Here is a 24228-nt window from a genome sequence, read left to right as displayed (position 1 = left end):
CTCCCGATTGACCGGCGGTCGCACGCCCAATCCTCGTTTCCTAGCTCGGGAGTGTCCGCCAACATGATCATCGCCAATGACATCGAGCTGCGCGCGGGCGCGCGCCTGCTCATCGAGAACGCCTCCTTCCGGGTCAACCCCGGCGACAAGATAGGTCTGGTCGGCCGCAACGGCGCCGGCAAGACCACCCTGACCAAGGTGCTCGCGGGGGAGGCGCTGCCCGCCGCGGGCGCGGTCACCTCCTCCGGCAGCATCGGCTACCTGCCCCAGGACCCCCGTACGGGTGACCTTCAGGTGCTGGCCCGCGACCGCATCCTGTCCGCGCGCGGCCTCGACGAGGTCCTGCGCAAGCTGCGCGAGGCCGAGGTCGGCATGTCCTCGGCCGACGAGCGCACCCGCGAGAAGGCCGTCAGGCAGTACGGCAGGCTCGAGGACCAGATGCACGTGCTCGGCGGCTACGCGGCCGAGTCCGAGGCCGCCTCCATCGCCTCCAGCCTCGGTCTGCCCGACCGGGTCCTCGGCCAGACGTTGCAAACGCTTTCCGGCGGTCAGCGGCGCCGCGTGGAATTGGCGCGAATTCTTTTCAGCGGAGCGGAAACTCTCCTTCTCGACGAGCCGACAAACCACCTAGATGCGGACTCAATCGGGTGGCTTCGTGATTTTTTGCGATCTCATCAAGGTGGCTTGGTGATCATCAGTCACGACGTCGGCCTTCTTGAAGCCACGGTCAACAAGGTCCTCCACCTCGACGCCAACCGCTCGGTGATCGACCACTACAACGTCGGCTGGACGACCTACCTGGCCCAGCGCGAGACCGACGAGAAGCGCAGGAAGCGCGAGCGCGCCAACGCCGAGAAGCAGGCGGGCGCGCTGCTGGCCCAGGCCGACAAGATGCGCGCCAAGGCCACCAAGGCCAAGGCGGCCCAGGACATGATGCGCCGCGCCCACCGGCTGCTGGCCGGCACCGAGGAGGAGCGCCAGAGCGACAAGGTCGCCCGCCTGCGCTTCCCCGAGCCCCTGCCGTGCGGCCGCACGCCGCTCATGGCCGAGGGCCTGTCGAAGTCCTACGGCTCCCTGGAGGTGTTCACCGACGTCGACGTGGCCATCGACCGAGGTCACAGGGTCGTCATCCTCGGCCTCAACGGCGCCGGCAAGACCACGCTGCTGCGCATACTCGGCGGCATCGAGTCTCCCGACACCGGCGAGCTGCGGCCCGGCCACGGCCTGAAGGTCGGCTACTACGCCCAGGAGCACGAGACCCTCGACGCCGGCCGCACGCTCCTGGAGAACATGCGCTCGGCGGGCGGCGAGTTCACCGACACCGAGTTGCGCAAGGTCCTCGGCTCGTTCCTGTTCTCCGGCGACGACGTCGACAAGCCCGCCGGTGTCCTGTCCGGCGGCGAGAAGACCCGGCTCGCGCTGGCCATCCTGGTGCTGTCGAGCGCCAACGTCCTGCTGCTCGACGAGCCCACGAACAACCTCGATCCGGTCAGCCGCGAGCAGGTTCTCAACGCTCTGAGGTCGTATTCAGGAGCAATCGTCCTCGTCACCCATGACGAGGGTGCCGTTGACGCCTTGTCACCGGATAGGGTGATCTTGCTGCCTGACGGAACTGAAGACGCGTGGAGCGACGAATTTTCCGATCTTGTGGCACTTGCCTGATCTTAATTTGAGTGGGTACGGATCTTTTCCCGTGGAGTAGGTAGCCGATCCCGCTGAAATGACTGATCATGGCGGAGTAACGCTGCGGAAGTCCGGCACTACAGGAGGTACTCGTGGCCGAGACACTGAAGAAGGGCACCCGGGTCACCGGGGCCGACCGGGAAAAACTGGCCGGCGATCTCAAGAAGCGCTACGCGCAGGGCGAGAGCATCCGCGCCCTGGCCGCTTCGACCGGTCGGTCTTACGGGTTCATCCACCGCATCCTTAGCGAGTCCGGCGTGACTCTGCGCGGGCGCGGCGGGGCGACTCGAGGCAAGTCCAAGCGCTGACGGCTGCCTTGGAACGTGCGACCGCAGCCGCCCGTCCCTAGTCAGCCGCTGTCGCGCCCGAGCCAGAATCATATTCTGTAAGCTCGGGCGCGACGGTCAGCCTTGGTGGCGCACCCCGTGCGCGACCGGACACAGGGAGCAGGCGATGGCGGAAGCACAGGCACCACAGCGCGGGGGGAACGCGGAGGACGTCTCTGCCGAAAGGCTGGCGGAGATCGGGCTTCGCTATGAGGTGGACGGTGAGATAGCGACGATCACGCTGGACCGGCCGGAAAAGCGCAACGCCCAGACGTTCGCGACATGGTCGGCGTTGGCTCGCATCGGGGAGAGCCTTCCCGAACAGGTGCGCGTCGTCGTCGTGAAAGGTGAGGGACCGTCCTTCTCGGCAGGAATCGACCTGCGGATGTTCACACCGGAGGGAGTGCCCGGACAGGGCTCGTTCAGCTCGGCCGCCGCAACCGACGGCGAGACCTTCGAGCAGCGCATACGTCAGGCACAGGACGGTTTCCTGTGGCTGCGCCGCCCGGAGATCGTCTCCATCGCCGCCGTGCAGGGGCACGCGATCGGCGCGGGGTTCCAGCTCGCGCTCGCCTGCGACCTGCGGATCGTGGCCGACGACGTCACCTTCTGCATGAAAGAGCCCGCACTGGGCCTGGTCCCGGATCTGACGGGGACCAAACCGCTGGTCGAGCTGGTCGGACTGGCCAAGGCGATCGACATCTGCCTGACCGCCAGGAACGTGTACGCCGAGGAGGCCATGCGCATCGGCCTCGCGGAGCAGGTGGTCGCCGGGGGCGACCTGGACAAGACCGTACAGAACAAGATCGCGGAGCTGCTGTCGACGAACCGGGACGCGGCGGTGGCGACGAAGCGCCTCCTCCAGGGGGCGCGGGCGCGCACCCTGGAGGAGCAGAGTGCGGCCGAGGGCAGGGAGCAGGCCAAGCGCATCAAAGCCCTGTTCGGACCGCGGTAGGACGGCCGGCCGGAGGCGGGGCTCCGGTTCGCCGTGAGCGGATCGCGGAATCGCCGGAGGCCCTCGCGACGCTGAATCCGGGGGAGGAGGAGGGATCCCCCGTATGGCGATGATGGGAGGGGGCTTCGGCCCTCAGGTCTGGACGTCGCTGCGCCGTGACGGCTCGGTGACCAAGCAACGCATCGCGCCGGGCACGGTCCGGCGCATCGGCCGGCACGCGCGCCCGCACACCAGGAAGATCGCGGCGTTCCTGCTGCTCGTGGTGGCCGGGGCGGTGATCGTGGTGGCCAATCCGCTGCTGATGAAGGCGATCATCGACGACGGCATCCTGACCGGCCGCACCAACGTGGTGATCGGCCTGGCCGTGGCCATCGCCGCGCTCGCGGTCGTCGACGCCGCGCTGACGCTGGCGCAGCGCTGGTTCTCCGCGCGCATCGGCGAGGGGCTCATCTACGACCTGCGCACCGAGGTCTTCGACCACGTGCAGCGCATGCCGGTGGCCTTCTTCATGCGGGCGCAGACCGGCGCGCTGGTCAGCAGGCTCAACAGCGACGTGATCGGCGCCCAGCGGGCGCTGACCAGCACGCTGTCGTCCGTGGTGTCCAACGTGGTCAGCCTGGTCCTGGTGCTGGGCGCGATGCTGGCGCTGTCATGGCAGGTCACGCTGGTCGCGCTGGTGCTGCTGCCGATCTTCATCGTGCCCGCCAAGTACGTCGGCCGGCGCATGTCCGCGCTGACCCGCGAGCAGATGCAGCTCGACGCCGAGATGAGCTCGGTCACCACCGAGCGCTTCAACGTGGCCGGCGCGATGGTCGCCAAGCTCTACGGCAGGCCCGAGGACGACGCGGCCACCTTCGCCGCCCGCGCGGCCCGCGTCCGCGACGTCGGCGTGACCGTCGGCATGTACGGCACGGTCTTCCGGGTCGCGCTCGGCCTGGTCGCCGCCCTGGCCACCGCGCTGGTCTACGGCATCGGCGGCGTGCTCGCCGTCGGCGGCGCCTTCGAGCTGGGCACGCTGGTGGCCCTGACCGCCCTGCTGATGCGCCTGTACGGCCCGCTGACGTCCCTGTCCAACGTGCACGTCGACGTGATGACGGCGCTGGTCAGCTTCGACCGCGTCTTCGAGATCCTCGACCTCAAGCCGATGGTCGCGGAGCGGCCCGGCGCGCGTCCGGTGCCCGAGGGCCCGGTCACCATCGAGTTCGACGACGTGCGCTTCCGCTACCCGGCGGCCGAGGAGGTCTCGCTCGCCTCCCTGGAGTCGGTGGCCCGCCAGGACTCCGGGGGCCCGTCGCAGGAGGTGCTGAAGGGCGTCTCCTTCACCGCGCGGCCGGGCGAGATGATCGCGCTGGTCGGCCACTCCGGCGCGGGCAAGACCACCATCACCTCCCTGGTCTCCCGGCTCTACGACGTCAACGCGGGGGCCGTCCGGATCAACGGGCTCGACGTGCGCGAGGCCACGCTCGACTCGCTGCGCGACACCGTCGGCGTCGTCATGCAGGACGCCCACCTGTTCCACGACACGATCGGGGCCAACCTCCGCTACGCCAGGCCCGGCGCGAGCGAGGAGGAGATCCGCGACGCGCTGCGGGCCGCGCAGATCGGCGACCTGGTCGAGGGGCTGCCCGACGGGCTCGACACCGTCGTCGGCGACCGCGGCTACCGGCTGTCCGGCGGCGAGAAGCAGCGGCTCGCGCTGGCCAGGCTGCTGCTGAAGGCGCCGCGCGTGGTCGTGCTCGACGAGGCGACCGCGCACCTCGACTCCGAGTCCGAGGCGGCCGTGCAGCTCGCGCTCAAGACGGCCCTGCACGGCCGTACGTCGCTGGTCATCGCCCACCGGCTGTCCACGATCAGGGAGGCCGACGAGATCCTCGTCGTGCACGACGGGCGCGTGGCCGAGCGCGGCCGGCACGAGGAGCTGCTGGCGCGCGGCGGCCACTACGCCGAGCTCTACCGCACCCAGTTCAGCTCGGGAGGTAGCCCAGCCGGGTGAGCTCCTGCCGGGCGACCTTCTCCACCAGCTCCAGGTCGGCCGGCCGCAGCCGGGCGCGCCAGGCGCCGACCTCGGGGACGCGCGAGCCGTACAGCGCGATCTTGGACACGCGCGCCTCCAGGAACTCGGTGAGCGCGGCGAGCGTGTCGGCGGGCTTGAGCGCCAGGTCCTCGTAGCGGACGGTGAGGAGCTGCCGCTCGGGCAGCTCCCGGCGCAGCTCGGCGCTTAGCCGCACGGCGCTGCGCCAGCGCAGCGCCGCCTTGCCCGCCGCGGGCATGCCCTTCCACCGGTCGAGGTGCTCGTCCTTGTTGACGCCGAGGAAGGCGTTGGGGAACTCGGTGCTGTCGGAGAGCATCGCGGGCTTGAACCAGGCCAGGCACGCCGGGTCGCCGAGCATGCCGGCGACGGCGTCCCTGCCGTCCCTGATGAGCTGGACGAACCGGGCGTCGGGGAACGCCTGGAGCAGCACGGGCGCGCTGTAGAGCAGGTCGGGGCTGCCGTCGCCGAACCGCGTCACCTCGCCGGGCTCCACGCACGGCCCGCTGCCGGTCACGCCGCCCGCCTCCCGGCACGGCTCGGCGCACTGCCCGCACGACCGCGGGGAGACCTGCCAGGACTCCGCCAGCGCGTCGCGCAGCACGCGGACCGCGCCCGACGTACGGCCGATGGACGGTTTGCGGGCGAAGGCGTACACGACGTGCGTCACGCTCGCGCGGCCCGTCGTGACGTGGAAGCCCGGGGACCGTTTCAGGGCGCGGGCCAGCAGGTCCGCGCCGGAGTGCGGGGCGCCGAGCAGGAAGACGGGCCTGCGGACCTTGATGCCGTTGACCACGAGGATGTGGGGCGGAAGTCGCATACTGGACCACAAGTGTGACACCGTTTGGCAGGTGAACGAGCCAATCAGCGTTTCGGTGCTTACCCGGGCCCCGGCGCTCCCAGGCGTGCAGGAGTTGACCGATGCAGCAAGGTGACACCGTCGCGATCGTCATGCCGTCGGGGCCGCCCTCACCCGTCCTGTTCAGGCGGGGCGTCGAGCGGCTGGAGGCCCTCGGGCTGAAGGTGGTGGCCGGGACGCACGCGCTCGACCGCCAGGACCTCGACTACCTGGCCGGCCAGGACGCCGCCCGCGCCGCCGACCTCCAGGCCGCCTGGTGCGACCCGGCCGTGTCGGTGGTGTTCTGCGGCCGCGGCGGCTACGGCGCGGCCAGGCTGCTCGACCTGCTCGACTGGGACGCCATGCGCGCGGCCGGGCCCAAGGTGCTGGTCGGGTCGAGCGACATCACGGCGCTGCACAACGCCTTCGCGATCGAGCTGGGCGTGCCCACGCTGCACGGGCCGATGACGGCCTGCGACACGATCGCCGCCGAGCAGGGCCCCGAGCCGCGTTCGTGGGAGAGCCTGCGGGCGGCGCTGGCCGGGGAGAGCGCGACCGTGCGGGGCGACCGGGTGCTGGTGCCCGGACGGGCCGAGGGCGTGCTCACCGGGGGCAACCTGTCGCTGCTGGCCTCGATGTGCGGTACCCGGTACCAGCCCTCGTTCGACGGCAAGCTGGTGCTGCTGGAGGACATCGGCGAGGAGCCGTACCGGATCGACCGGATGCTGACGCAGCTGCTGCAGGCCGGGGCGTTCGACGGCGTGCGCGGGATCGCGCTCGGGTCGTGGGTGGACTGCGGCGATCCGTACCCGGTGCTGGCGGACCGGCTCGTGCCGCTCGGGGTGCCGGTGGTGGCCGGGCTGCCGGTGGGGCACGGGTCACCACAGATGAGCGTGTGGCTGGGGGAGCTTGGGGCTATCGATACCGAATCGTGCTCCCTGGCTGGTCCGTTCCGCGACGGCGAGCAGGCAAGGTAGGAAGACACCTAAAGGGACGAATCCGACAGAGGGGACGGTGTGTGAGCTTCTTCAGGCGTGACCGGGAGCCCTCCCGCCGGCCGATCGAGGACGTCGACCTCGACTCCCTGCTCGGCCTCGTCGCGGAGTCCCTGGGGTTCGTGTGCGAGTTCGCCCGCGACGGCGCGTCGCTGACCCTGCGCGGCGACGGCGTCGCGGAGCTGGTGGTGAAGCTGACCGGGCTGCGCCGCGAGGCCGGGCGCCGGGCCAGGGAGGACTGGCCGGTGCTGGTCTCCGAGCACCTCGCGCACGCCCTGGCCACCGCCGACGAGCGTTACGACGCCTGCGACCTCGACCAGGTCGCGCCCCTGCTGCGCACCCGGGTGGAGGCGGTGGACGAGGTCCCCGACCTGACCCGGGTGGTGGGGCGGCACCTCAACGCCGACCTGGTGGAGCTGCTGACCGTCGGCTCCCGCCTGGTGCGGCCCGAGGAGGCCGGCTGCTGGCCCGTCCCGACGGCCCAGGCGCTCGACCTGGCCGTGGCGAACGTCCGGCGGGCCGAGCGGCTGCAGGTCGAGCGCATCGAGCTGGGCGGCACGCCGGTGACCCGGCTGACCGGCATGAGCCCGTCGGCCGCCACGCATCTGCGCTGGCTCGGCGACCACCTCACGGTGCCCGCCGACGGGGTGCTGGTGGTGCTGCCGGACCCGTACACGGTGCTGGTGCGCCCGGTGGACGGCATCGGGGTGGTACGGGCCATCGAGCGGCTGCGGGTGCACGCCGCCCGCACGGGCGGGCTGAGCGCGCAGGTCTACTGGTGGCACCAGGGGCGGCTGACGCTGATCAAGGCCGACATCGTGTTGCAGCAGGGGCAGACGAGGCTGGTGGTGGCGCCGCCGCCGGAGTTCGCCCGCATCCTCGCCCGCCTGGCCGTCTGAACCCCCGTCGGGGCCGCCTGAACCCCCGTCGGGCGGGCCCCCTGAGCCCGGTGGCCCAGGGGGCGTCGCGTCACTCCTGTCCCACGTAGTCGCGCAGGTGCACGGCGGTGAGCGAGTCGCCCTCCGCCACGAGCTCGGCCGGGGTGCCGGTGAACACCACCTGGCCGCCGTCGTGGCCGGCGCCGGGACCCAGGTCGATGATCCAGTCGGCGTGGGCCATCACCGCCTGGTGGTGCTCGATGACGATGACCGTGTTGCCGTCGTCCACCAGCCGGTCCAGCAGGGCCAGGAGCTGGTCCACGTCGGCCAGGTGCAGGCCGGTGGTGGGCTCGTCCAGCACGTACGTGGTGCCGTTCTTGGCCATGTGGATGGCCAGCTTGAGCCGCTGGCGCTCGCCGCCCGACAGCGTGGTGAGCGGCTGGCCGAGCCCGAGGTAGCCCAGGCCGACCGAGTCGAGGCGGTCGAGGATCGTCCTTGCCTGGCCGCTCGGGAAGAACTCGCGCGCCTCGGCCACCGGCATCTCCAGCACCTCGCTGATGTTCTTGCCGCGCAGCCGGTACGTCAGCACCTCCGGCGTGAACCGCCGCCCCTCGCACGCCTCGCACACCGAGGCCACGTCGGCCATCATCGCCAGCTCGGTGTAGATCAGGCCGATGCCCTTGCAGGCCGGGCAGGCGCCCTCGGAGTTCGCGCTGAACAGGGCCGGCTTGACCCCGTTGGCCTTGGCGAACGCCGTGCGGATGGGGTCGAGCACGCCCGTGTACGTGGCCGGGTTGCTGCGCCGCGAGCCGCGGATCGGCGACTGGTCGGCGACCACCACGCCCTCGCGGCCGGACACGTACCCGTGGATGAGCGAGCTCTTGCCCGAGCCGGCCACGCCCGTGACGACGGTGAGCACCCCGAGCGGGATGTCCACGTCGACGCCGCGCAGGTTGTGCAGCGTGGCGCCGCGCACCTCCAGATGCCCCTTGGCCGGGCGGACGGCGCCGCGCAGCGCGGCCCGGTGGCCGAGGTAGCGGCCGGTCAGGGTGCCCGAGCCGGGCAGCCCGTCGAGGTCGCCGGCGTAGCAGATGCGGCCGCCGCCGGTGCCCGCGCCGGGACCGAGGTCCACGATGTGGTCGGCGATCTCGATCACCTCGGGCTTGTGCTCGACCACGAGCACGGTGTTGCCCTTGTCGCGGAGCTGGAGCAGCAGGTTGTTCATCCGCTGGATGTCGTGCGGGTGCAGCCCGGCCGTCGGCTCGTCGAAGACGTAGGTGACGTCGGTCAGGCTGGAGGTGAGGTGCCGCACCATCTTGACCCGCTGGGCCTCGCCGCCCGACAGCGTGCCGGACTCGCGGTCGAGGCTGAGGTAGCCGAGGCCGATCTCGACCAGCGAGTCCAGCGTGTCGCGCAGCCCGTGGAGCACCGGGCCGACGCTCGGGTCGCCGATGCCCTTGACGAACTCGGCCAGGTCGTTGATCTGCATGGCCGAGCAGTCGGCGATGTTGCGGCCGTCGATGCGGGAGGACCGGGCGGCCTCGTTCAGGCGGGAGCCGCCGCAGGCGGTGCAGCCGGTCAGCTTGAGCGCCCGGTCGGCGAAGGCGCGCGCCTGCGGCTGCATCGACTCACGGTCCTTGGCCAGGTACTGGCGCTTGACCTTGGTGACGAGCCCTTCGTAGGTGAAGTTGCTGGTGCCGTACCTGATCTTCGTGGCCGGCTTGTCGAGCAGGTCCGCCCACTGCTCGGGGGTGAAGTCGCGCAGCTTGGTGTCGGGGTCGTACAGGCCCGAGCCGACCATGATCTGCCAGTACCAGGTGTCCACCGCGTACCCGGGGACCTTGATGGCGCCCTCGTTCAGCGTCTTGTCCCGGTCCACCAGCTCGTCGACGTCGACGCCGGCGACCTTGCCGAGCCCCTCGCACTCGGGGCACATGCCCTCGGCGCGGTTGAAGCTGAACGCGAACGGCGGCCCCACCTGCGGGGAGCCCAGCCGGCTGAACAGGATCCGGAGCATCGTGTAGGTGTCGGTGGCCGTGCCCACGGTCGAGCGGGCGTTGGCGCCCATCCGCTCCTGGTCCACGATGATCGCCGCGCTGAGGTTCCGCAGCGAGTCCACGTCGGGACGGGCCAGGCTCGGCATGAAGTTCTGGACGAACGTGGTGTACGTCTCGTCGATCAGCCGCCGGGACTCCGCGGCGATCGTGTCGAAGACGAGCGAGGACTTCCCGGAGCCGGACACGCCGGTGAACACGGTGAGGCGGCGCTTGGGCAGGTCGAGGTCGACGCCGGTGAGGTTGTTCTCGCGGGCGCCGCGTACCTGGATGACGTCGTGGCTGTCGGCGGCGGTGTGATCGGCGGATCGGGTGCGTACGGCGTCGGACTTGGCGCTGGTGGCCACGGAATCCCTTCTTGTCACATCAAATGGGGAGCGGGTAGGCGATCGTACCGTACGCAGTACGGTCGCCGTGGGCTCCGCGGGATCCGGGCGATCAGCGGGATCTGGCGACCAGCGACGTGACGAGCGAGGCGGCCAGGGGCAGCAGTGTCAGGCCGGCCAGGAACATCAACCCGATCGGCCACAATCCCTGCCCGCCCCCGCGCAGCTCGCTCACCACCCCGGCGGCGAAGTGCACGAAGAACGGTGCGGCGGCCACCGCCCCCCACAACGGATGCGGGACGGCCCACGCGGCCAGCCCCGCCAGGACCGCCAGCGCCGCGAAGGCCGGAAGAAGCGCCGGGGAGTCCAGGATGTCCTTCGGCGCGCCGGGCGCCACCGCGGGCGCGGTGAGCACGCACACGGCCACGGCGGCGACGCCTCCGGCGATCAGGATCACGGCCCACAGCAGGGCGGAACGCGGCATCTCACTCCTCACCTCGGTTCTGACGGCCAGCATGCCCGCGACGGGGACGGGGACACGAGCGCGCGGATACTCAACCCGTCCGAGGAGAACCGGCAAGCGACTGAGCCTCCAGCCGGGCCGCGGCCGCCGCCGCCGGGTCGCCCGCCGCCGTGTACGCCTCGGCCAGGCTGTCCAGCGCCCCCGCCAGGAACTCCTGCCAGCCCCGCGCGCGCCACAGCCGCACCGACTCCTCCAGGTGGGCGACGGCCTCGTCCACCAGGCCCTCGGCCAGGTCCACCCCGCCCAGCACCCACAGCGCGTCGGCCTGGTGGTGGGCCAGCCGGTGGGAGCGGCTCAGCAGCTCGGCCGCCTCGGCGATCGCCCTGGCCCGCGGGTCGTGGTGGCCGGCGTACAGCTTGGCCAGCGCCACCAGGCCCATGGCCTCCAGCAGCGGGTCGCGGATCTGCCGGTAGATGGCCAGCGCCCGCACCATGTACTCGAGCCCGGCCTCGAACTCCTTGGCGTGGGCGTGGGCGAGGCCGAGGAACTGCAGGGTGGTGGCCTCGAAGCGGGGGTTGCCGAGCTTGGCGGCCAGGTCGAGACCGCGCAGCAGGTGGACGATGGCCATCCTGATGTCCCTGGTGCCGTAGGCGACGGCCATGCACACGTGCGCCCTGGCCTCGCCGCCCTGGTGGCCGCTGCGTTCGGCCAGCTCCAGCGCGATGCGGCCCGAGCGCAGGCCCTGCGCCATGTCGCCCCTGGCCGCCTCGCCCCAGGCGCGCAGGACGTACGCGTCGGACAGGCCGCGCCGCTCGTCCAGCTCGGTGAACATGGTAATCAGGCGTTCGGCGCCGTCGTACTGGGCGGCCATGGCGCCGCCGGTCTCGGTCCAGGTGGTGGCGTGCATGAGGCCGCGCCTGATCACCGCCTCGCCCAGCCGGTCGCCGGCGGCCAGGCAGGCGGCCAGCACCCGCTCGTGCAGCGCCCGCCAGTCGTCGAACAGGCCGCTGACGTCGAAGTAGCGCTCGGCGCAGCAGGCGGTGTCCCAGGCGACCTCGGCCAGGCCGAGCGCGCACGCCTGCCGGATCGCCGCGACCAGCGCGGTGCGCTCGGTGTCGAACCAGGCCATCGGGTCCTGCCGGATCTCCCACGGCGTGCCGTCGGGCGAGCTCCAGCGCGGGGCCGAGCCGTGGATGATGGCCGAGGAACTGCCCTGGACGCGTTCGGTCGCCTGCTCGGCCAGCGCGAGCCAGCCGCCGAAGGCCCGGCCGAGCGCCGCCGCGACCGCCTCGGGCCGGTCCTCCAGCTCGGCGCGCTCGCGGGCGTACAGGCGGACCAGGTCGTGGAAGCGGTAGCGCGGCTGCCCGGCCGGGTCGACGCCGCTGATCAGCACGAGCTGGGTGTCCACCAGCGACTCCACCAGCTCCTCGCCCACCGGTACGGGCAGGTCCAGCAGCGCGCCCGCCACCCATCCGGCGAAGTCGGGCACCTCCAGCGTGCCGAGCAGCCGGAAGGCCCGCCGCGCGGCCGGTTCCAGCCCCACGTAGCTGAGCGCCAGGCTCGCCCGGACCGCCAGGTCGCCGGTCGCGAACTGGTCGAGCCGCCGCCGCTCGTCCTTGAGCTGCCCGGCCAGCAGGGTCAGCGGCCAGTGCGGCCGGGCCACCAGCCGGGCCCCGGCCACCCGCACGGCCAGCGGGATCCCGTCGGAGAGCCGGACGATCTCCGCCGCCGCCTCCGGCTCGGCCGCCACCCGCCCGGCGCCGGCGATCCTGGCCAGCAGGCGCACGCCCTGCCGCAGGTGCAGCACCGACAGCTCGATCAGGGCCGCGCCGGACAGGCCGCTCAGCCTGGCCCTGCTGGTGATGATGACGGCGCAGCCGGACGTGCCGGGCAGCAGCGGGCGCACCTGCTGCTCGGAGGCGGCGTTGTCGAGCACGATCAGCATGCGCCGCTCGGCCAGGCTGCTGCGGAACAGCGCGGCCCGCTCGTCCACGCTCTCGGGCAGCGTGGAGCGCGGCACGCCGAGCGCGGTGAGGAAGGCGGCCAGCACCTGGCCCGGGTCGGCGGGGCTGGCCTCGGCGCCGTGCAGGTTCGTGTGGAGCTGGCCGCCCGGGTAGTGGCGGGCGATGCGGTGCGCGGCGTGCACGGCCAGCGTGGTCTTGCCGACGCCGCCCATGCCCGCGATCACGCACACCCGCACCTGGCCGGGGCCCTGCGGCGGTTCGTCGCCGAGCTGGGCGGTGAGCTGGGCGAGCTGCTCGCCGCGTCCGGTGAAGTCGGAGATGTCGGTCGGGAGCTGGGCGGGGGAGCGCGCCGCGGGCGCGGCGGCGCCGCCGGGGGCCGGGTCGAGGGTGCCGGTGAGGATGGCCTGGTGCAGGCGGTTGAGCTCGGCGCCGGGGTCCAGGCCCAGCTCGGCGGCGAACACCCGGCGGGCCTCGCGGTAGCTGGCCAGCGCCTCGGCCTGCCGTCCCGACCTGGCCAGGGCGAGCATGAGCTGGCGGCGCGGGCGTTCGCGCAGCGGGTGCTCGGCGACCAGCTCGGCCAGCTCCGCGATGAGCACGGCGTGCAGGCCGCGGGCCAGGTCCGCCTCGATCCGGTGCTCCAGGGCCGCCAGGCGCTCCTCCTCCAGGCGGCGGGCGTGGTCGCGGAGCCCGGCGGTGAGGTTCAGCCCCGCGTAGGCGGGGCCGCGCCACACCTCCAGCGCCTGCCGCAGCAGCGCGGCGGCCTGTTCGTGGTCGCCGCCGGACAGCGCGTCGCCGCCCCGGCCGGCCAGGGTCTCGAAGCGTTCGGCGTCCAGCTCGCCGGGGTGTACGGCCAGGACGAAACCGGCGTCGGTGCGGGTGATGCGGTCCTGGCCGAGCGTGCGGCGGAGCTGGTGCACGTACAGGCGGAGGTTGTCGGCGGCGGTGCGCGGCGGGCGCTGCTCCCACAGGGCCTCGACGAGCGTGGCGGGGGAGACCGGGCGGCCGGCCCGGCACAGGAGCTCGGCCAGCAGGGTGCGCTGCTTGCCGACGCCGAGCGGCAGCGGCCCTTGGTCACCCGAGACGTGAAGCGGCCCAAGTACGGCGAACTCCATCGCGCTCCCGGCAAGGACGTTGGTGCACAAGGAAGATCAAAGCTGCTTCAATGTGCATCAACGTCCGACTCCCGTCAACCCTGCGCCGACCGGGAGAAAAGGCACCGGCGGGAGCCTTTCGTGGTAGCTCCCGCCGGTGGCTCATCCTAGGTCACGGGTGGCCGAAGGCGACCACCGAAAGGAAGTACGCGTACGCGATGCGGCGACATGTCCCCTTGAAGAAGTAGTGGGAGCAGACGCCCCAGTACAGGACGTAATAGAAGATGTAGTCCACCTGGTACTTGCTATGGACATACCCCATATTTCGCAGGGCGTACCCGTAGTCGTGCATCATGCACGCCTGGCGGAAGTCGTAGCCGAGCGGCTTGTCCGGTGACTTGGTGCAGTAGTCGTAGTACACGCCGCGCACCCACCAGCCGGCCGGCGTCTTCTTCCACTGCACGTAACGCCAGCTCCCGTGGTAGTAGGCGTAGCTGACGCCGCAGTGGTTGAAGGCGAAGTGCCAGAAGTTGGTGCACCAGTACCACTTCTTGCCGTCCAGGTCGGCGTTGGAGGTCGGCGACTGGTTGGCGTAGTCGTAGGCGTTGGCGCTGCCGCCCTCCACCGGGTCGGTCTGCAGGAACCGCCCGAGTTTGGGCTGGTAGAGCCGCACGCCCATGAGGATCGTGCCGTCGGGGGTGTCGGCGGCCCGCTCGGCCGCGCCGTGCCAGCCGTAGCGCATCGCGGGCTGGCCGGCGCGCGGGTTGCCGAACTCGTCGAAGTCCAGCGCCAGTGGCACGCCGTCGGCGTGGACCACGTTGATGTCGTCGTGCAGGTTCGTCAGCTGCAGCCGCACGTCCCCGGTCGCCGAGGTGACCGCGGCCAGGCCGCCGGAGATGGAGTGCACGTTCCTGGTGACCGCGCCGCCCTCCACGACCCAGGCGGGCGTGTCGTCGTCGGCGTCGAAGTGCTCGACCCGCTTGCCGGCCGCGCTCCACGTGCCGCCGGACAGCTGCTCCAGCGTGGTGGTGTTGCGGCGCAGCTCCGGGTCCAGCGTGTACGACTGCCGCACCGCCCCCGACGTCATCTGCCGGACCAGGTCGGTGGTGTAGTACTCCGCCTTCAGCCCGGCCGGCGTGGCCGTGGTGCGGCCGTAGGCGTCGTACTCGTAGCCGGCGTCGGCCAGCCGGTCGCCGCCGTCGTAGGCGTGGTTCTCGGTGACCGCCCCCGAGCCGTCGCAGGCGCTCGTGGTCAGCCCGGTCCTGTTGGAGTTGGCGTCGTAGCCGTAGGCCCGGCGCGAGCAGAGGCCGCTCACGGTGTCGTCCACCGAGGCGATCCTGCCCAGCTTGTCGTAGCCGATCTTCTGGGCGGACAGCCCGTTGTGGCTCACCTGCTGGCCGTGGATCGACCAGGTCACCGAGTCGTCCAGCAGCCGCACCCCCGCCGCGGTCCGGTAGACCCGCGAGACCGGCGCGCCGGACGGGTCCCGGGCGAGGTCGTAGGAGAGGCCGCCCGGCAGGTTCTCGTGGCTGATCGAGCCGTCGACGGTGTACGTGGCGGTGAACGTCCCGGCCACCGAGTCGGTCATGGTGGACAGCGCGCCGCGCACGTCGTCGTAGGCGTAGGTGACCGTCGAGGGCGCGCCGTCGGTCTTCCTGGTGATGCGGTCGAGGGCGTCGTACTCGACCCTGGTCACGCCGCCGTCGGCGTCGGTGTAGGACGTCTGGCGGCCCAACGCGTCGTACTCGCGGGTGATCGAGGTCCCGTTGGAGGCCGTGCTCCCGACCGCCCGCCCGGCCGCGTCGTAGGTGGTGCTCACCTCGGGCACCGCCGTCCCGGCCCCGCCGGTCACGGCGGTCCGCACGATGTCGCCCGCCGGGTTGTACGTGGTCGTCGTGGTCCTGGTCACCCCGTTGGCCGTCTCGGTCACCGACGACACGCGGCCGCCGGGCTCGTAGGCGTACACCTTGGTGACCAGCTCGGCGGGACGGGTGCCGCTGTCACCGACGCCCGCCTTGGACCTCGTCCGGCACAGCTGCCCGGCCCACTCGGCCTTGCCGCCGCACGCGCCGGTGCCGTCGGCGGTGTAGTACTCGCTGGTCGTGGTGCCCGCGTCGTCGCCCGACGACTTCGGCATCGTGGTGGCGACCACCCGCCCGTCGGAGTCGTACGCCGTGGTCCTGGTGATCGCCAGGCCGCCGGGGTCCTCCACCGTCTTGACGCTCTTGCCGGTGTTCCAGTCGTAGTACGTCCGGCTCGTCCGCACGTCGGCGTCGGAGGCCGCCCCGGGCACGTACGCGCCCACCGCGACCGTCGTGGCCAGGTTCGACACCTTGGCGTCGGCCGGCCGGCCCTCGTCGAAGGTGTTGACCGTGTGCTTCCTGGCCGCGACCTGCGCGCCGTTCAGCGTGACCAGGTGCAGCGGGCCCAGCTCGGAGACCATCCGCTGCCCGTCGGTGCTGTAGGCGGACTCCTCGGCCAGCAGCCGCGCCCGGTCGGCGGGCGAGGCGTTGAGCAGGCCGAGCCGGGTCAGCTCGGCGCCCGCGTCCGGCGTCTGACCGAGGGCGAGCGCCCTGTTGCCGGCCGACAGCGACGACACCGTGTTGCCCTGAGCGTCGTACTGGCTGGTGGAGACCGCGCCGCCGGGCTCCACCCGGTTGACCGTCTGCCCGGAGACGTTCAGGTAGGTGATCGTGGCGCGGACGTAGTCGGAGGCGGCCAGGCCGCCGCGCCCGGTGTGGTTGGCCGGCACCTGGTCGGCCGGGAAGATCGCGGTCGCGTCCACCGGGGAGTCGCCCTGCCCCCAGGCGGCCGTGGCCGTCTCGCTCATCCCGTACGGCGCCCCCGTCCCGCTGATCGGCACGTCGTAGACCACCGACGTGACCGCGGCGCCGTTCGTCTCGCTCGGCGTGCCGGGCCGCAGCGTCGGGCGGGAGACGGCGAGCAGCATGCCGTCGGCGGCGGTGTCGGCGTTGCCCGCCTTGCCGTAACTGAACGTCCACGGCAGCTCGCCGGGCGGGGTGTAGCGGTTCACCCGGCCGCCGAGGTCGTAGTCGTAGCGCGTCCTGATGCCGGGGGTGGCCGGGTTCCACTGCTCGCGCAGGCGGCCCAGGTCGTCGTAGCGGTACTCCGACAGGCCCAGCGGCGCGCTCGCGCCGCCCTCCCACAGGCTGATCGCCCTGACCTGCCCGGCCACGTCGCCGAGCTGCGCGCCCGCGGTCGTGGTCGTGGCGTAGTCCAGCCTGATCAGGCGGCAGCCCTGCGGCAGGCTCGCCAGCGTGTCCACGTCGCAGTCGGCCTGCGTGTACGACGGTGCGATGATCTTGATCGGCCGGGCCAGCGCCTTGCCGTCCGAGCCGGTCACCGACTGCCACACGAACGCCGTGCTGCCCTTGCCGCCGGCCGGGTAGACCGCCCGCACCAGGTAGATCGGCGCGGCGGCGGCCACCTTGGCGAACACCGTGCGCTCGGCCGAGTTCGTGTCCGACAACGTGTAGCGGTCGGCCGCGGCGTCGAAGGTCAGCTGCAGGCTCGCCGCGTCCTGCTGCGGCTCGTACGAGCCGTCGGCGTTCTTGGTGAAGGCCACCGCCGAGCCCTCGCCGCTCAGCTCGACCGAGGTGGAGGAGGTGGCCCGGAGCTGGGCGAACGTGCCCTGACCCGACTGGGCGAGCCCGGTCGGCGTCCACTCGGTGCCGAAGATCGCCGCCACGCCCGGCAGCGCCGAGCCCTTGCGCGGGTCACGCGAGGAGAACGAGCGCATCAGGCCGATGCCGTACACGTTGGCGTCCGTGGCGGCCATCCTGAAGTCGCCGGTCAGCGTGTTGACCGAGCCGGGGCCGACCGGCTGGGTGGAGGCGCCCTCGCCGTCCCGGTCCACGACCAGGTCCACCGGCTGGGAGGCGGCCGTGCCCGAGGAGGTGACGAACTCGGCCCTGATCTCGATCGAGCCGTCCTCGGCCAGCGTGTGCGTGGTGTCCCAGACCAGCTCGGGCGAGGCGCCCGCGCTCATCGCCACCGGCCAGGTGACCGCCGACCCGCCGGACCTCCTGCGCACGTCGGCCGCCGGCACCTGGTGCCAGGAGTCGGCCTCACCGCGCCGGTAGGAGAAGGTGACCGCGCTCAGCCCCGCGCTGCCCGTGGCCGAAAGGACCGTCCGGCGGGCGGTGGACTGCCCGTCCTTGGGCGAGGTGACCGCCGAGCCGCCCACGTTGAACGCGTACGTCGTCGCCGGCGACAGGTTGCCCGCCTTGTCCTTGACCCACGCCTTGAGCGTGTGCGGGCCGTCGGCGGGCGGCGTCCAGCTCACCGTGTGCGGCGCGCCGGAACCGGCGGCGGACTGCTGGGCCCCGCCGTCGAACGACCACAGCACCGAGGACGCGTCGGCCGAGGCCGGGGTGATGGTGAACTGGCCGGCCTGACCGGCGCCCTTGGCCCACGCGTCCTGCGGGTAGTCGCCGGAGGACACCTCCGGGGCGGGCGGCGGGGCGGCGTCCACCGTGAAGGCGAACCACGCCGACCAGGGGCCGTAGTCGGTGCCGTCGTGCGAGCGCACCCGCCAGGCGTACGACGTGTTCGCCAGGGCCGTGCCGGTCTTCCAGGAGGCGGTGGCGCCGTTCGCCACGTTCGCGGCCGAGCCGCCGGTCACCTTGGTCGCGTGGTCGGCCGTCCAGATCTCGAAGTCGGCCCGCTGCGCCTGCCCGTCGGCGTCGCTCACCTTGGCCGACAGCGTCGGCTGCGCCGCGCCCACCATGGCCGGGCCGGCGCACACCGAGCAGGGCGCGACGGCCAGGGCCGACGGCGTGCCCGGCAGCGAGTTGTAGGTGATCGCGATGTTGGGGTTGTTGGCGAAGCGCTTCCAGTAGTAGTTGTCGGTCTCGCTGCCGGCCTTGACCATGAAGGTGACCGACGTGCCGTTCGCGCTCACCACGCCCTGCACCGCGCTGGTGACGTCCCAGCCGACCCAGGCCGCCGGGCAGCTCGACGCGCCGCCCTGACCGGCCGACGACCAGCCGTAGGCGACGTTCTTGGCGCCGATGTTCAGGTTCGAGGCGGGCTGGTTGTTCCACGTCGTGCCCGAGCCGACGGCCGCGGTCCTGTGCAGCTCGACGTTCCGCGCCGAGCAGGACCAGGCCCACGTCTCCTTGATGTTGAACGTGGCCGCCGTGACGTGCTTGCCGGCCAGGCCCGACAGGCCCATGTTGAAGAACGAGCGCCGCTTGTAGCCGCCGCCGTTGCTGGTGCCGGCCGTCGCGTCGTTCGTCGAGTTCCAGTACGCGCTGGAGGGATAGGCCGAGTCCACGTACGTCCAGCCGGACCTGGCCGAGGTGAAGCTCGGGTCGATCGTCACCGGGTAGACCGTGGCCGGGTCGGCCAGCAGCGCGGCGTCGGGGGTGACGCGCAGCTCGCGGCCCGACAGCCGCACGCCCATCCTGGCCCGCCGGCCCGGCTGGGCGGCCAGCGCCGGGGTGGCCGGGTTGCGGGTCATGGCCGACTCGGTGGCGGCGTCCCACATCTCCGGCGCCGCCGAGCCGAACACCGGCTCGCCCCCGGCGTCCAGGATCGAGACGTTGCCGTGCTTGTCGGTCCTGACCTCGCCCTTCTTCACCGACGTGGCGAACCTCAGCTCCTTCAGCGCCGGGTTCACCGCGGCCTGCCGGGTCTTGACGACGAGCTTCTCGGCGAAGCCGTCCACGTCCGCGGTCAGCACCAGGTCCACGCCCGGCAGCACGTCGGGGTAGGTGGCGGTGGCGCCGTCCAGCACCGGCTCGGGCAGGGCGCCGAGCGGCGTGCCGAGGGTGAGCCGGGTGCCCCGCTCGGTGGCGGTGACCAGCGGGCCGTCGCCGCCGCCGGAGAAGCTGTAGGAGACCGCGGCGGCCTTCGGTGTGACCGTGCCGTCCTGGCTCGCCGCCAGCGTCGGGTCGGCGGGCACCCACGCCTCGCCCCGCCTGACCCGGACCGGGCGGTAGCGGTGCTCCTGGGTGACCGTGCCGGCCGGGTCGACGAAGAACTCGTCGGTCTCGGTGGTCAGCGAGACCGCCTTGACGCGCTTGCCGCAGACCGCGGCGGCCAGCCGGGCGGAGATCTCGGTGGGCATCTCGTCCGGGCAGGCGACCGCCGCCCGGGTCTTGGCGGGCGCGGGTGGGGCGGCCCGCGCGGGGATCGGCACGAGGGCCGTGGACGTCAGCAACAGGACGAGGAGCGGCGGTAAGGGAGTCAGCCGCCTGGGTTTCTTCAACACCGTCCAACCTCCGCGGGGGGTGTAAGGCCGTTCGGTGCTCAGCATGAGCAGCGGCTGTATAGGCGGCGTATAGATCCCGTAGGCGGCCAAAACCGGTTGCGGCGCGGCGCGGGCGGCTGTTGTACTTCCCGGCGGCACCGGTCGCCGGACGAAGGAGCGGATCGATGAGGACAGCGTTCATGACCTCCCAGCACAGGACACCCACCTATTCAGAGGGCATGACGCTTCTTGAGATCTCCGCTCACCAGGACGCATCCGCATGTAGATAGACCCGCCCGGCAGGCCCTGCGCCACCTGCGGCCCGCCCCGCGCGCCGCGCTCGCGCTGGGCGCCGCCACCGCCGCGGCCACGGCGCTGCCACTGGCCGCGCCGCACGTCACCCGCCGCTTCGTCGACGACGCCGTCGCCGGTGCCGGGCTGCGCCACCTGATCCTGATCGCGCTCGGCTACCTCGGCCTGGCCGCCGCCGGTCAGGCCGCCCGCATGGCCGCCGCCTGGCTCGCCGGCCGCCTGGCCTGGGACGGCACCAACCGCCTGCGCGAACACCTGGCCGGGCACGTGCTCGGCCTCGACCTGGCCTTCCACGCCCGCCACTCGCCCGGCGAGCTGATCGAACGCGTGGACGGCGACGTGGCGGCCGTGGCGGACTTCGTCGTGGCCTTCGTCCTCGACGTCGTGGCCGGGCTGTTGCTGCTGGCCGGTGTGCTCGCCGTCGTGTTCACCGTCGACTGGCGGCTGGGCGCGGCGCTGCTGGCGTACTGCCTGCTGGTCGGGCTCGCCATGGCCGGCGCGCAGCGGCTCGCCGTGCCGTCGGCGACCCGGTCGCGGGAGGCGAGCGCCGCGCTCTACGGCCACCTCGAAGAGCGCCTGGCCGGGGCCGAGGACCTGCGGGCCAACGGCGCGGGCGGGCACGCGCTCGGCCGCTTCCACCAGGTCGCCGGGGCCTGGTTCCGCGCCGAGTGGCACGGCTCGCGCATCGCGGGCGGCCTGCTCGCGGCCACGAACGTGGCGTTCGCGGCCGGGACCGCGCTGATGCTCGCCCTGGCCGCCTGGCTGCTGGACGCCGGGGCGCTCACGGTCGGCACCGCCGTGCTGCTCTTCCAGTACACGCTGATGATCCGCACGCCGTTCGAGCGGCTGATCGACCAGCTCAGGCAGTTCCAGGGGGCACTGGCCGGGTTCGCCCGCATCGGCTCCCTGCTGGCCGAGCGGCCCGCGCTGCCCGTCCACGCCGCACCCCGGCCGCTGCCCGCCTCCGGCGCGCTCGGCGTGCGGCTGGACGACGTGAGCTTCGCCTACCCCGACGACGGCGAGACCGCGCTGTCGGGCATCACCCTCACCCTGGCCCCCGGCGAACGCCTGGGCCTGGTGGGACGCACCGGCAGTGGCAAGACCACCCTCGCCAAGCTGCTGCTGCGCCTGTACGACCCGACCGGCGGCACGGTCGGGATCGGCGGCCTCGACCTGCGCCAGTCCGACCCGGAGTCGCTGCGCCGCCGGATCGGGGTGGTCACCCAGGACGTACGGCTGTTCGCCGGCAGCGTCCGCGACAACCTCACCCTGTTCGGCGCCCTGACCGACCCCCGCCATGACGACGCCCATTTGCTGGAGGTGCTGGCCGGGGTGGGGCTCGGGGGCCGGCTGGCCGCGCTGCCGGGCGGGCTCGACGGCGAGCCGGGCGGACTGTCGGCGGGGGAGGCCCAGCTGCTCGCCTTCGCCCGGGCCTTCCTGGCCGACCCCGGCCTGGTCATCCTGGACGAGGCGTCCAGCAGGCTCGACCCGGCCACCGAACGGCACGTCGAGGACGGCGTCCGGCGGCTGCTGGACGGGCGGACCGGCGTGCTCATCGCGCACCGGCTCTCCTCCCTGGCACACGTGGACAAGATCGCCGTGCTGGAACGCGGCAAGCTCGTCGAGTACGGACGCCGCGCCGACCTGGCCGCCGACCCCGGCAGCAGGTTCGGCCGGCTCCTGGACGCCGCGGGGGTGAGCCGGTGAGCGCGCGCCGGGCTCAGGCTCGGCCGGCTCCTGGGCGCCGGGATGAGCCGGTGAGCGTGCGCCGGGCCCTGGGCGTGACGGGCCGCCTGATCGGCTTCGACGTGCGCCTGTACGTGCTGCAGATCCTGCTGTGGCTGCCGGTCCACGCGCTCCCGCTCGGCGGCGGCCTCGTGCTGCGGCAGCTCTTCGACCAGATCAGCGGGCACAGCCCGGCGACGTTGCGGCAGTCGTTGTGGTTGTGCGCGGCGTTCGCGGGCGTCGAGCTGGTCCGCGGGATCGTCCTGGTGTTCGCCTGGTCCTACGGCTCCTACTGGTGGGACGCGGCGGCCACGCTGCTGCGCGCCAACGTGCTGGGCTCGGTGCTGACCGCGCGCGGCCCGGTCGCCGCCCGGCTGCCGCGCTCCCCGGGCGAGTCGCTGGCCCGGCTGCGCGACGACGTGGCCGAGCTGGTCGAGCTCGCCGACGAGTCGGTGCCCCTGGCCGGCGGCGTGCTGTTCGGCGGGGCGGCGCTGGCGGTCATGATCTCGATCGATCCCGTCGTCACCGTGACGCTGGTCGTGCCGATGCTCGCGATCGGCGTGCTGAGCAGGCTCATGGGACGGGTGATCAGGCGGCGGCACCAGCGGGCCAGGGAGCTGGGCGCGGGCGTGACGGCCTTCGTCGGCGAACTGTTCGGCGGCGTGCTCGCGCTCAGGACGGCCGGGGCCGAACGGGCGGCGCTGGAACGCCTGCGCACCCTCAACGCCCGCCGCCGGGACGCCGCCGTACGCAGCCGCCTGGCCACCGACCTGCTGGAGGCCGCCACGGGCACCACGGTCGAGCTGGGCGTCGGCGTCGTGCTGCTGCTGGCCGCCGGGGCGATGCGGCGCGGCGAGTTCACCGTGGGCGACCTCGCCCTGTTCACCAGCTACGTCGGCTGGCTGACCGCGCTGCCGCGCACCATCGCCTCCGTCCTGTACCGCCTCCCCAGGGCGGACGTCTCGGCCGAGCGTCTGACCGCCCTCCTCGCCCCCCACCAGGACACCGCCGACCTCACCCACGACCACCCCCTCCACCTCAACCCGCCTCGGCCTCCATCAGCCCAATCCCCGGGCCACCCCCTGCCCCTCCGCCCCACCCCGCCCCCGGGAGGACCACCCCCGAACCGCACACTCCGCCTGCGCCCCACGCTGCCTGCCCCTCCGGCAGAGCTGCCTCCGAGCGGCGAGGGGCCGGCCGCGCCGACGACGCTGGAGGTGCTGGAGGTGCGGGGGATGAGTGTGCGGCATCCCGGTGGCCGCGGGGTGCATGACGTGGACCTGACGCTCCGGCGCGGCACGTTCACCGTCGTCACCGGGGCCGTCGGCGCGGGCAAGACCACGCTGGTGCGTGCCCTGCTCGGCCTGCTGCCCCTGGACGCCGGGACGATCACCTGGAACGGCCGCCCGGTGCCCGACCCCGGCGCGTTCCTGGTGCCCGGACGGGCGGCGTACGCGAGCCAGATCCCGCGCCTGTTCTCGGAGACCCTGCGCGAGAACCTGCTCCTCGGCCTGCCCGCGGGCGACGCCGACCTGGCCCGCGCCCTGGAGCTGGCCGCCTTCGAGGACGACCTGGCCGCCATGCCGGACGGCCTGGAGACCGTCGTCGGCCCCCGGGGCGTGCGCCTGTCCGGCGGTCAGGTGCAGCGCGCCACCGCCGCCCGCGCCCTGGTCCGCGCCCCGGACCTGCTCGTGGTGGACGACGTGTCGTCCGCCCTGGACGTCGGGACCGAGAACCTGTTGTGGGAGCGCATCGCCCGGCACGGCCCCGCCACGCTGCTGGTGGTCTCCTCCCGCCGGGCCGCGCTCGAACGTGCCGACCAGGTGGTCGTCCTCGACCGGGGCCGGGTCGCGGGCCGCGGGCCGCTGGGGGAGTTGCTGCGTACGTGCCCCGAGATGCGGAGACTATGGAACGGAGAGCCGATCGAGGAACGAGGGAGCACATGAGGATCGACCGCCTGGACCACCTGGTGCTGACCGTCGCCGATGTCGAGGACGCGGTGCGCTTCTACACCACGGTGCTGGGGATGGAGGCGGTGACGTTCGGCGAGGGGCGGCGGGCGCTGGCGTTCGGGCAGAGCAAGATCAACCTGCACGAGGCGGGCCGCGAGTTCGAGCCGAAGGCGGCCCGGCCCGCGCCGGGCAGCGCCGACCTGTGCCTGATCACCGCCGACCCCATCGAGACGGTCATGGACGAGCTGGCCCGCCACGGCGTAGGGATCGAGGAGGGCCCGGTGGAGCGGACCGGAGCGCTCGGCCCCATCAGGAGCGTCTACCTGCGCGACCCCGACGGGAACCTGGTCGAGCTCAGCAACTACCTCTGACCGGGCATTATGGATGGTGTGCAAGAGACTGCGACAGCACACGTGCCGG

At 72.7% G+C, this 24228-nt stretch carries 14 protein-coding genes; 9 read left to right on the top strand and 5 right to left on the bottom strand.

Annotated features, from left to right (window positions below):
- The first annotated feature begins 63 nt into the window (after positions 1 to 63).
- The 4 genes from ABZ444_RS22885 to ABZ444_RS22870 all read left to right on the top strand — a co-directional run bounded on the left by ABZ444_RS22885 (position 64) and on the right by ABZ444_RS22870 (position 4957).
- The gene (locus ABZ444_RS22885) at positions 64 to 1662 is read left to right on the top strand and encodes an ABC-F family ATP-binding cassette domain-containing protein (protein WP_358000181.1); all 1599 of its coding nucleotides are present in this window, start codon (positions 64 to 66) and stop codon (positions 1660 to 1662) included.
- A gap of 113 nt (positions 1663 to 1775) precedes the next feature.
- On the top strand, positions 1776 to 1991 hold the full coding sequence (locus tag ABZ444_RS22880) for a helix-turn-helix domain-containing protein (protein ID WP_125642298.1): 216 nt from the start codon (positions 1776 to 1778) through the stop codon (positions 1989 to 1991).
- Positions 1992 to 2136: 145 nt separating this feature from the next.
- On the top strand, positions 2137 to 2964 hold the full coding sequence (locus ABZ444_RS22875; protein ID WP_352363543.1) for an enoyl-CoA hydratase/isomerase family protein: 828 nt from the start codon (positions 2137 to 2139) through the stop codon (positions 2962 to 2964).
- A gap of 103 nt (positions 2965 to 3067) precedes the next feature.
- Positions 3068 to 4957, top strand: coding sequence for an ABC transporter ATP-binding protein (locus ABZ444_RS22870; RefSeq protein WP_358000178.1), 1890 nt, complete (start codon positions 3068 to 3070; stop codon positions 4955 to 4957).
- Here ABZ444_RS22870 and ABZ444_RS22865 read toward each other — a convergent pair.
- On the bottom strand, positions 4929 to 5813 hold the full coding sequence (locus tag ABZ444_RS22865) for a sulfotransferase (RefSeq protein WP_358000175.1): 885 nt from the start codon (positions 5811 to 5813) through the stop codon (positions 4929 to 4931). The two genes, ABZ444_RS22870 and ABZ444_RS22865, sit on opposite strands and share 29 nt — an antisense overlap.
- 101 nt (positions 5814 to 5914) lie before the next feature.
- Here ABZ444_RS22865 and ABZ444_RS22860 point away from each other — a divergent pair, with 101 nt between their 5' ends.
- Entirely contained in the window at positions 5915 to 6808 is an 894-nt protein-coding gene (locus ABZ444_RS22860) for an LD-carboxypeptidase (RefSeq protein WP_358000172.1), read from the top strand.
- 41 nt (positions 6809 to 6849) lie between these two features.
- Positions 6850 to 7725 carry a hypothetical protein gene (locus tag ABZ444_RS22855; protein ID WP_358000169.1) on the top strand — a complete coding sequence of 292 codons (876 nt, stop codon included), beginning with the start codon at positions 6850 to 6852 and terminating at the stop codon, positions 7723 to 7725.
- Between the two features lie 70 nt (positions 7726 to 7795).
- Here the strand turns inward: ABZ444_RS22855 and ABZ444_RS22850 are convergent, their stop codons facing one another.
- The 4 genes from ABZ444_RS22850 to ABZ444_RS22835 all read right to left on the bottom strand — a co-directional run bounded on the left by ABZ444_RS22850 (position 7796) and on the right by ABZ444_RS22835 (position 19840).
- Positions 7796 to 10105, bottom strand: coding sequence for an excinuclease ABC subunit UvrA (locus ABZ444_RS22850; RefSeq protein ID WP_358000166.1), 2310 nt, complete (start codon positions 10103 to 10105; stop codon positions 7796 to 7798).
- 91 nt (positions 10106 to 10196) lie between these two features.
- On the bottom strand, positions 10197 to 10568 hold the full coding sequence (locus ABZ444_RS22845) for a hypothetical protein (RefSeq protein ID WP_358000163.1): 372 nt from the start codon (positions 10566 to 10568) through the stop codon (positions 10197 to 10199).
- Positions 10569 to 10638: 70 nt separating this feature from the next.
- A complete protein-coding gene (locus tag ABZ444_RS22840) occupies positions 10639 to 13623 on the bottom strand; it encodes a BTAD domain-containing putative transcriptional regulator (RefSeq protein WP_358000160.1) in 2985 nt (994 codons plus the stop codon).
- Positions 13624 to 13774: 151 nt separating this feature from the next.
- The gene (locus ABZ444_RS22835) at positions 13775 to 19840 is read right to left on the bottom strand and encodes a phospholipase A2 (protein WP_358000157.1); all 6066 of its coding nucleotides are present in this window, start codon (positions 19838 to 19840) and stop codon (positions 13775 to 13777) included.
- Positions 19841 to 20068: 228 nt separating this feature from the next.
- Here ABZ444_RS22835 and ABZ444_RS22830 point away from each other — a divergent pair, with 228 nt between their 5' ends.
- The 3 genes from ABZ444_RS22830 to ABZ444_RS22820 are packed head-to-tail and all read left to right on the top strand — an operon-like array spanning position 20069 to position 24179.
- Complete coding sequence (locus ABZ444_RS22830; protein ID WP_358000154.1) at positions 20069 to 21838, top strand: ABC transporter ATP-binding protein; 1770 nt, start codon at positions 20069 to 20071, stop codon at positions 21836 to 21838.
- Between the two features lie 50 nt (positions 21839 to 21888).
- The gene (locus tag ABZ444_RS22825) at positions 21889 to 23802 is read left to right on the top strand and encodes an ABC transporter ATP-binding protein (protein WP_358000151.1); all 1914 of its coding nucleotides are present in this window, start codon (positions 21889 to 21891) and stop codon (positions 23800 to 23802) included.
- The gene (locus ABZ444_RS22820; protein ID WP_358000148.1) at positions 23799 to 24179 is read left to right on the top strand and encodes a VOC family protein; all 381 of its coding nucleotides are present in this window, start codon (positions 23799 to 23801) and stop codon (positions 24177 to 24179) included. Before ABZ444_RS22825 ends, ABZ444_RS22820 begins: the two co-directional genes overlap by 4 nt.
- Positions 24180 to 24228 lie beyond the last annotated feature (49 nt).

Origin of the sequence: Nonomuraea sp. NPDC005730, assembly GCF_040630865.1 — a bacterium.
Lineage (GTDB): Bacteria > Actinomycetota > Actinomycetes > Streptosporangiales > Streptosporangiaceae > Nonomuraea.
This window is presented reverse-complemented; position numbering and strand designations above follow the sequence as displayed.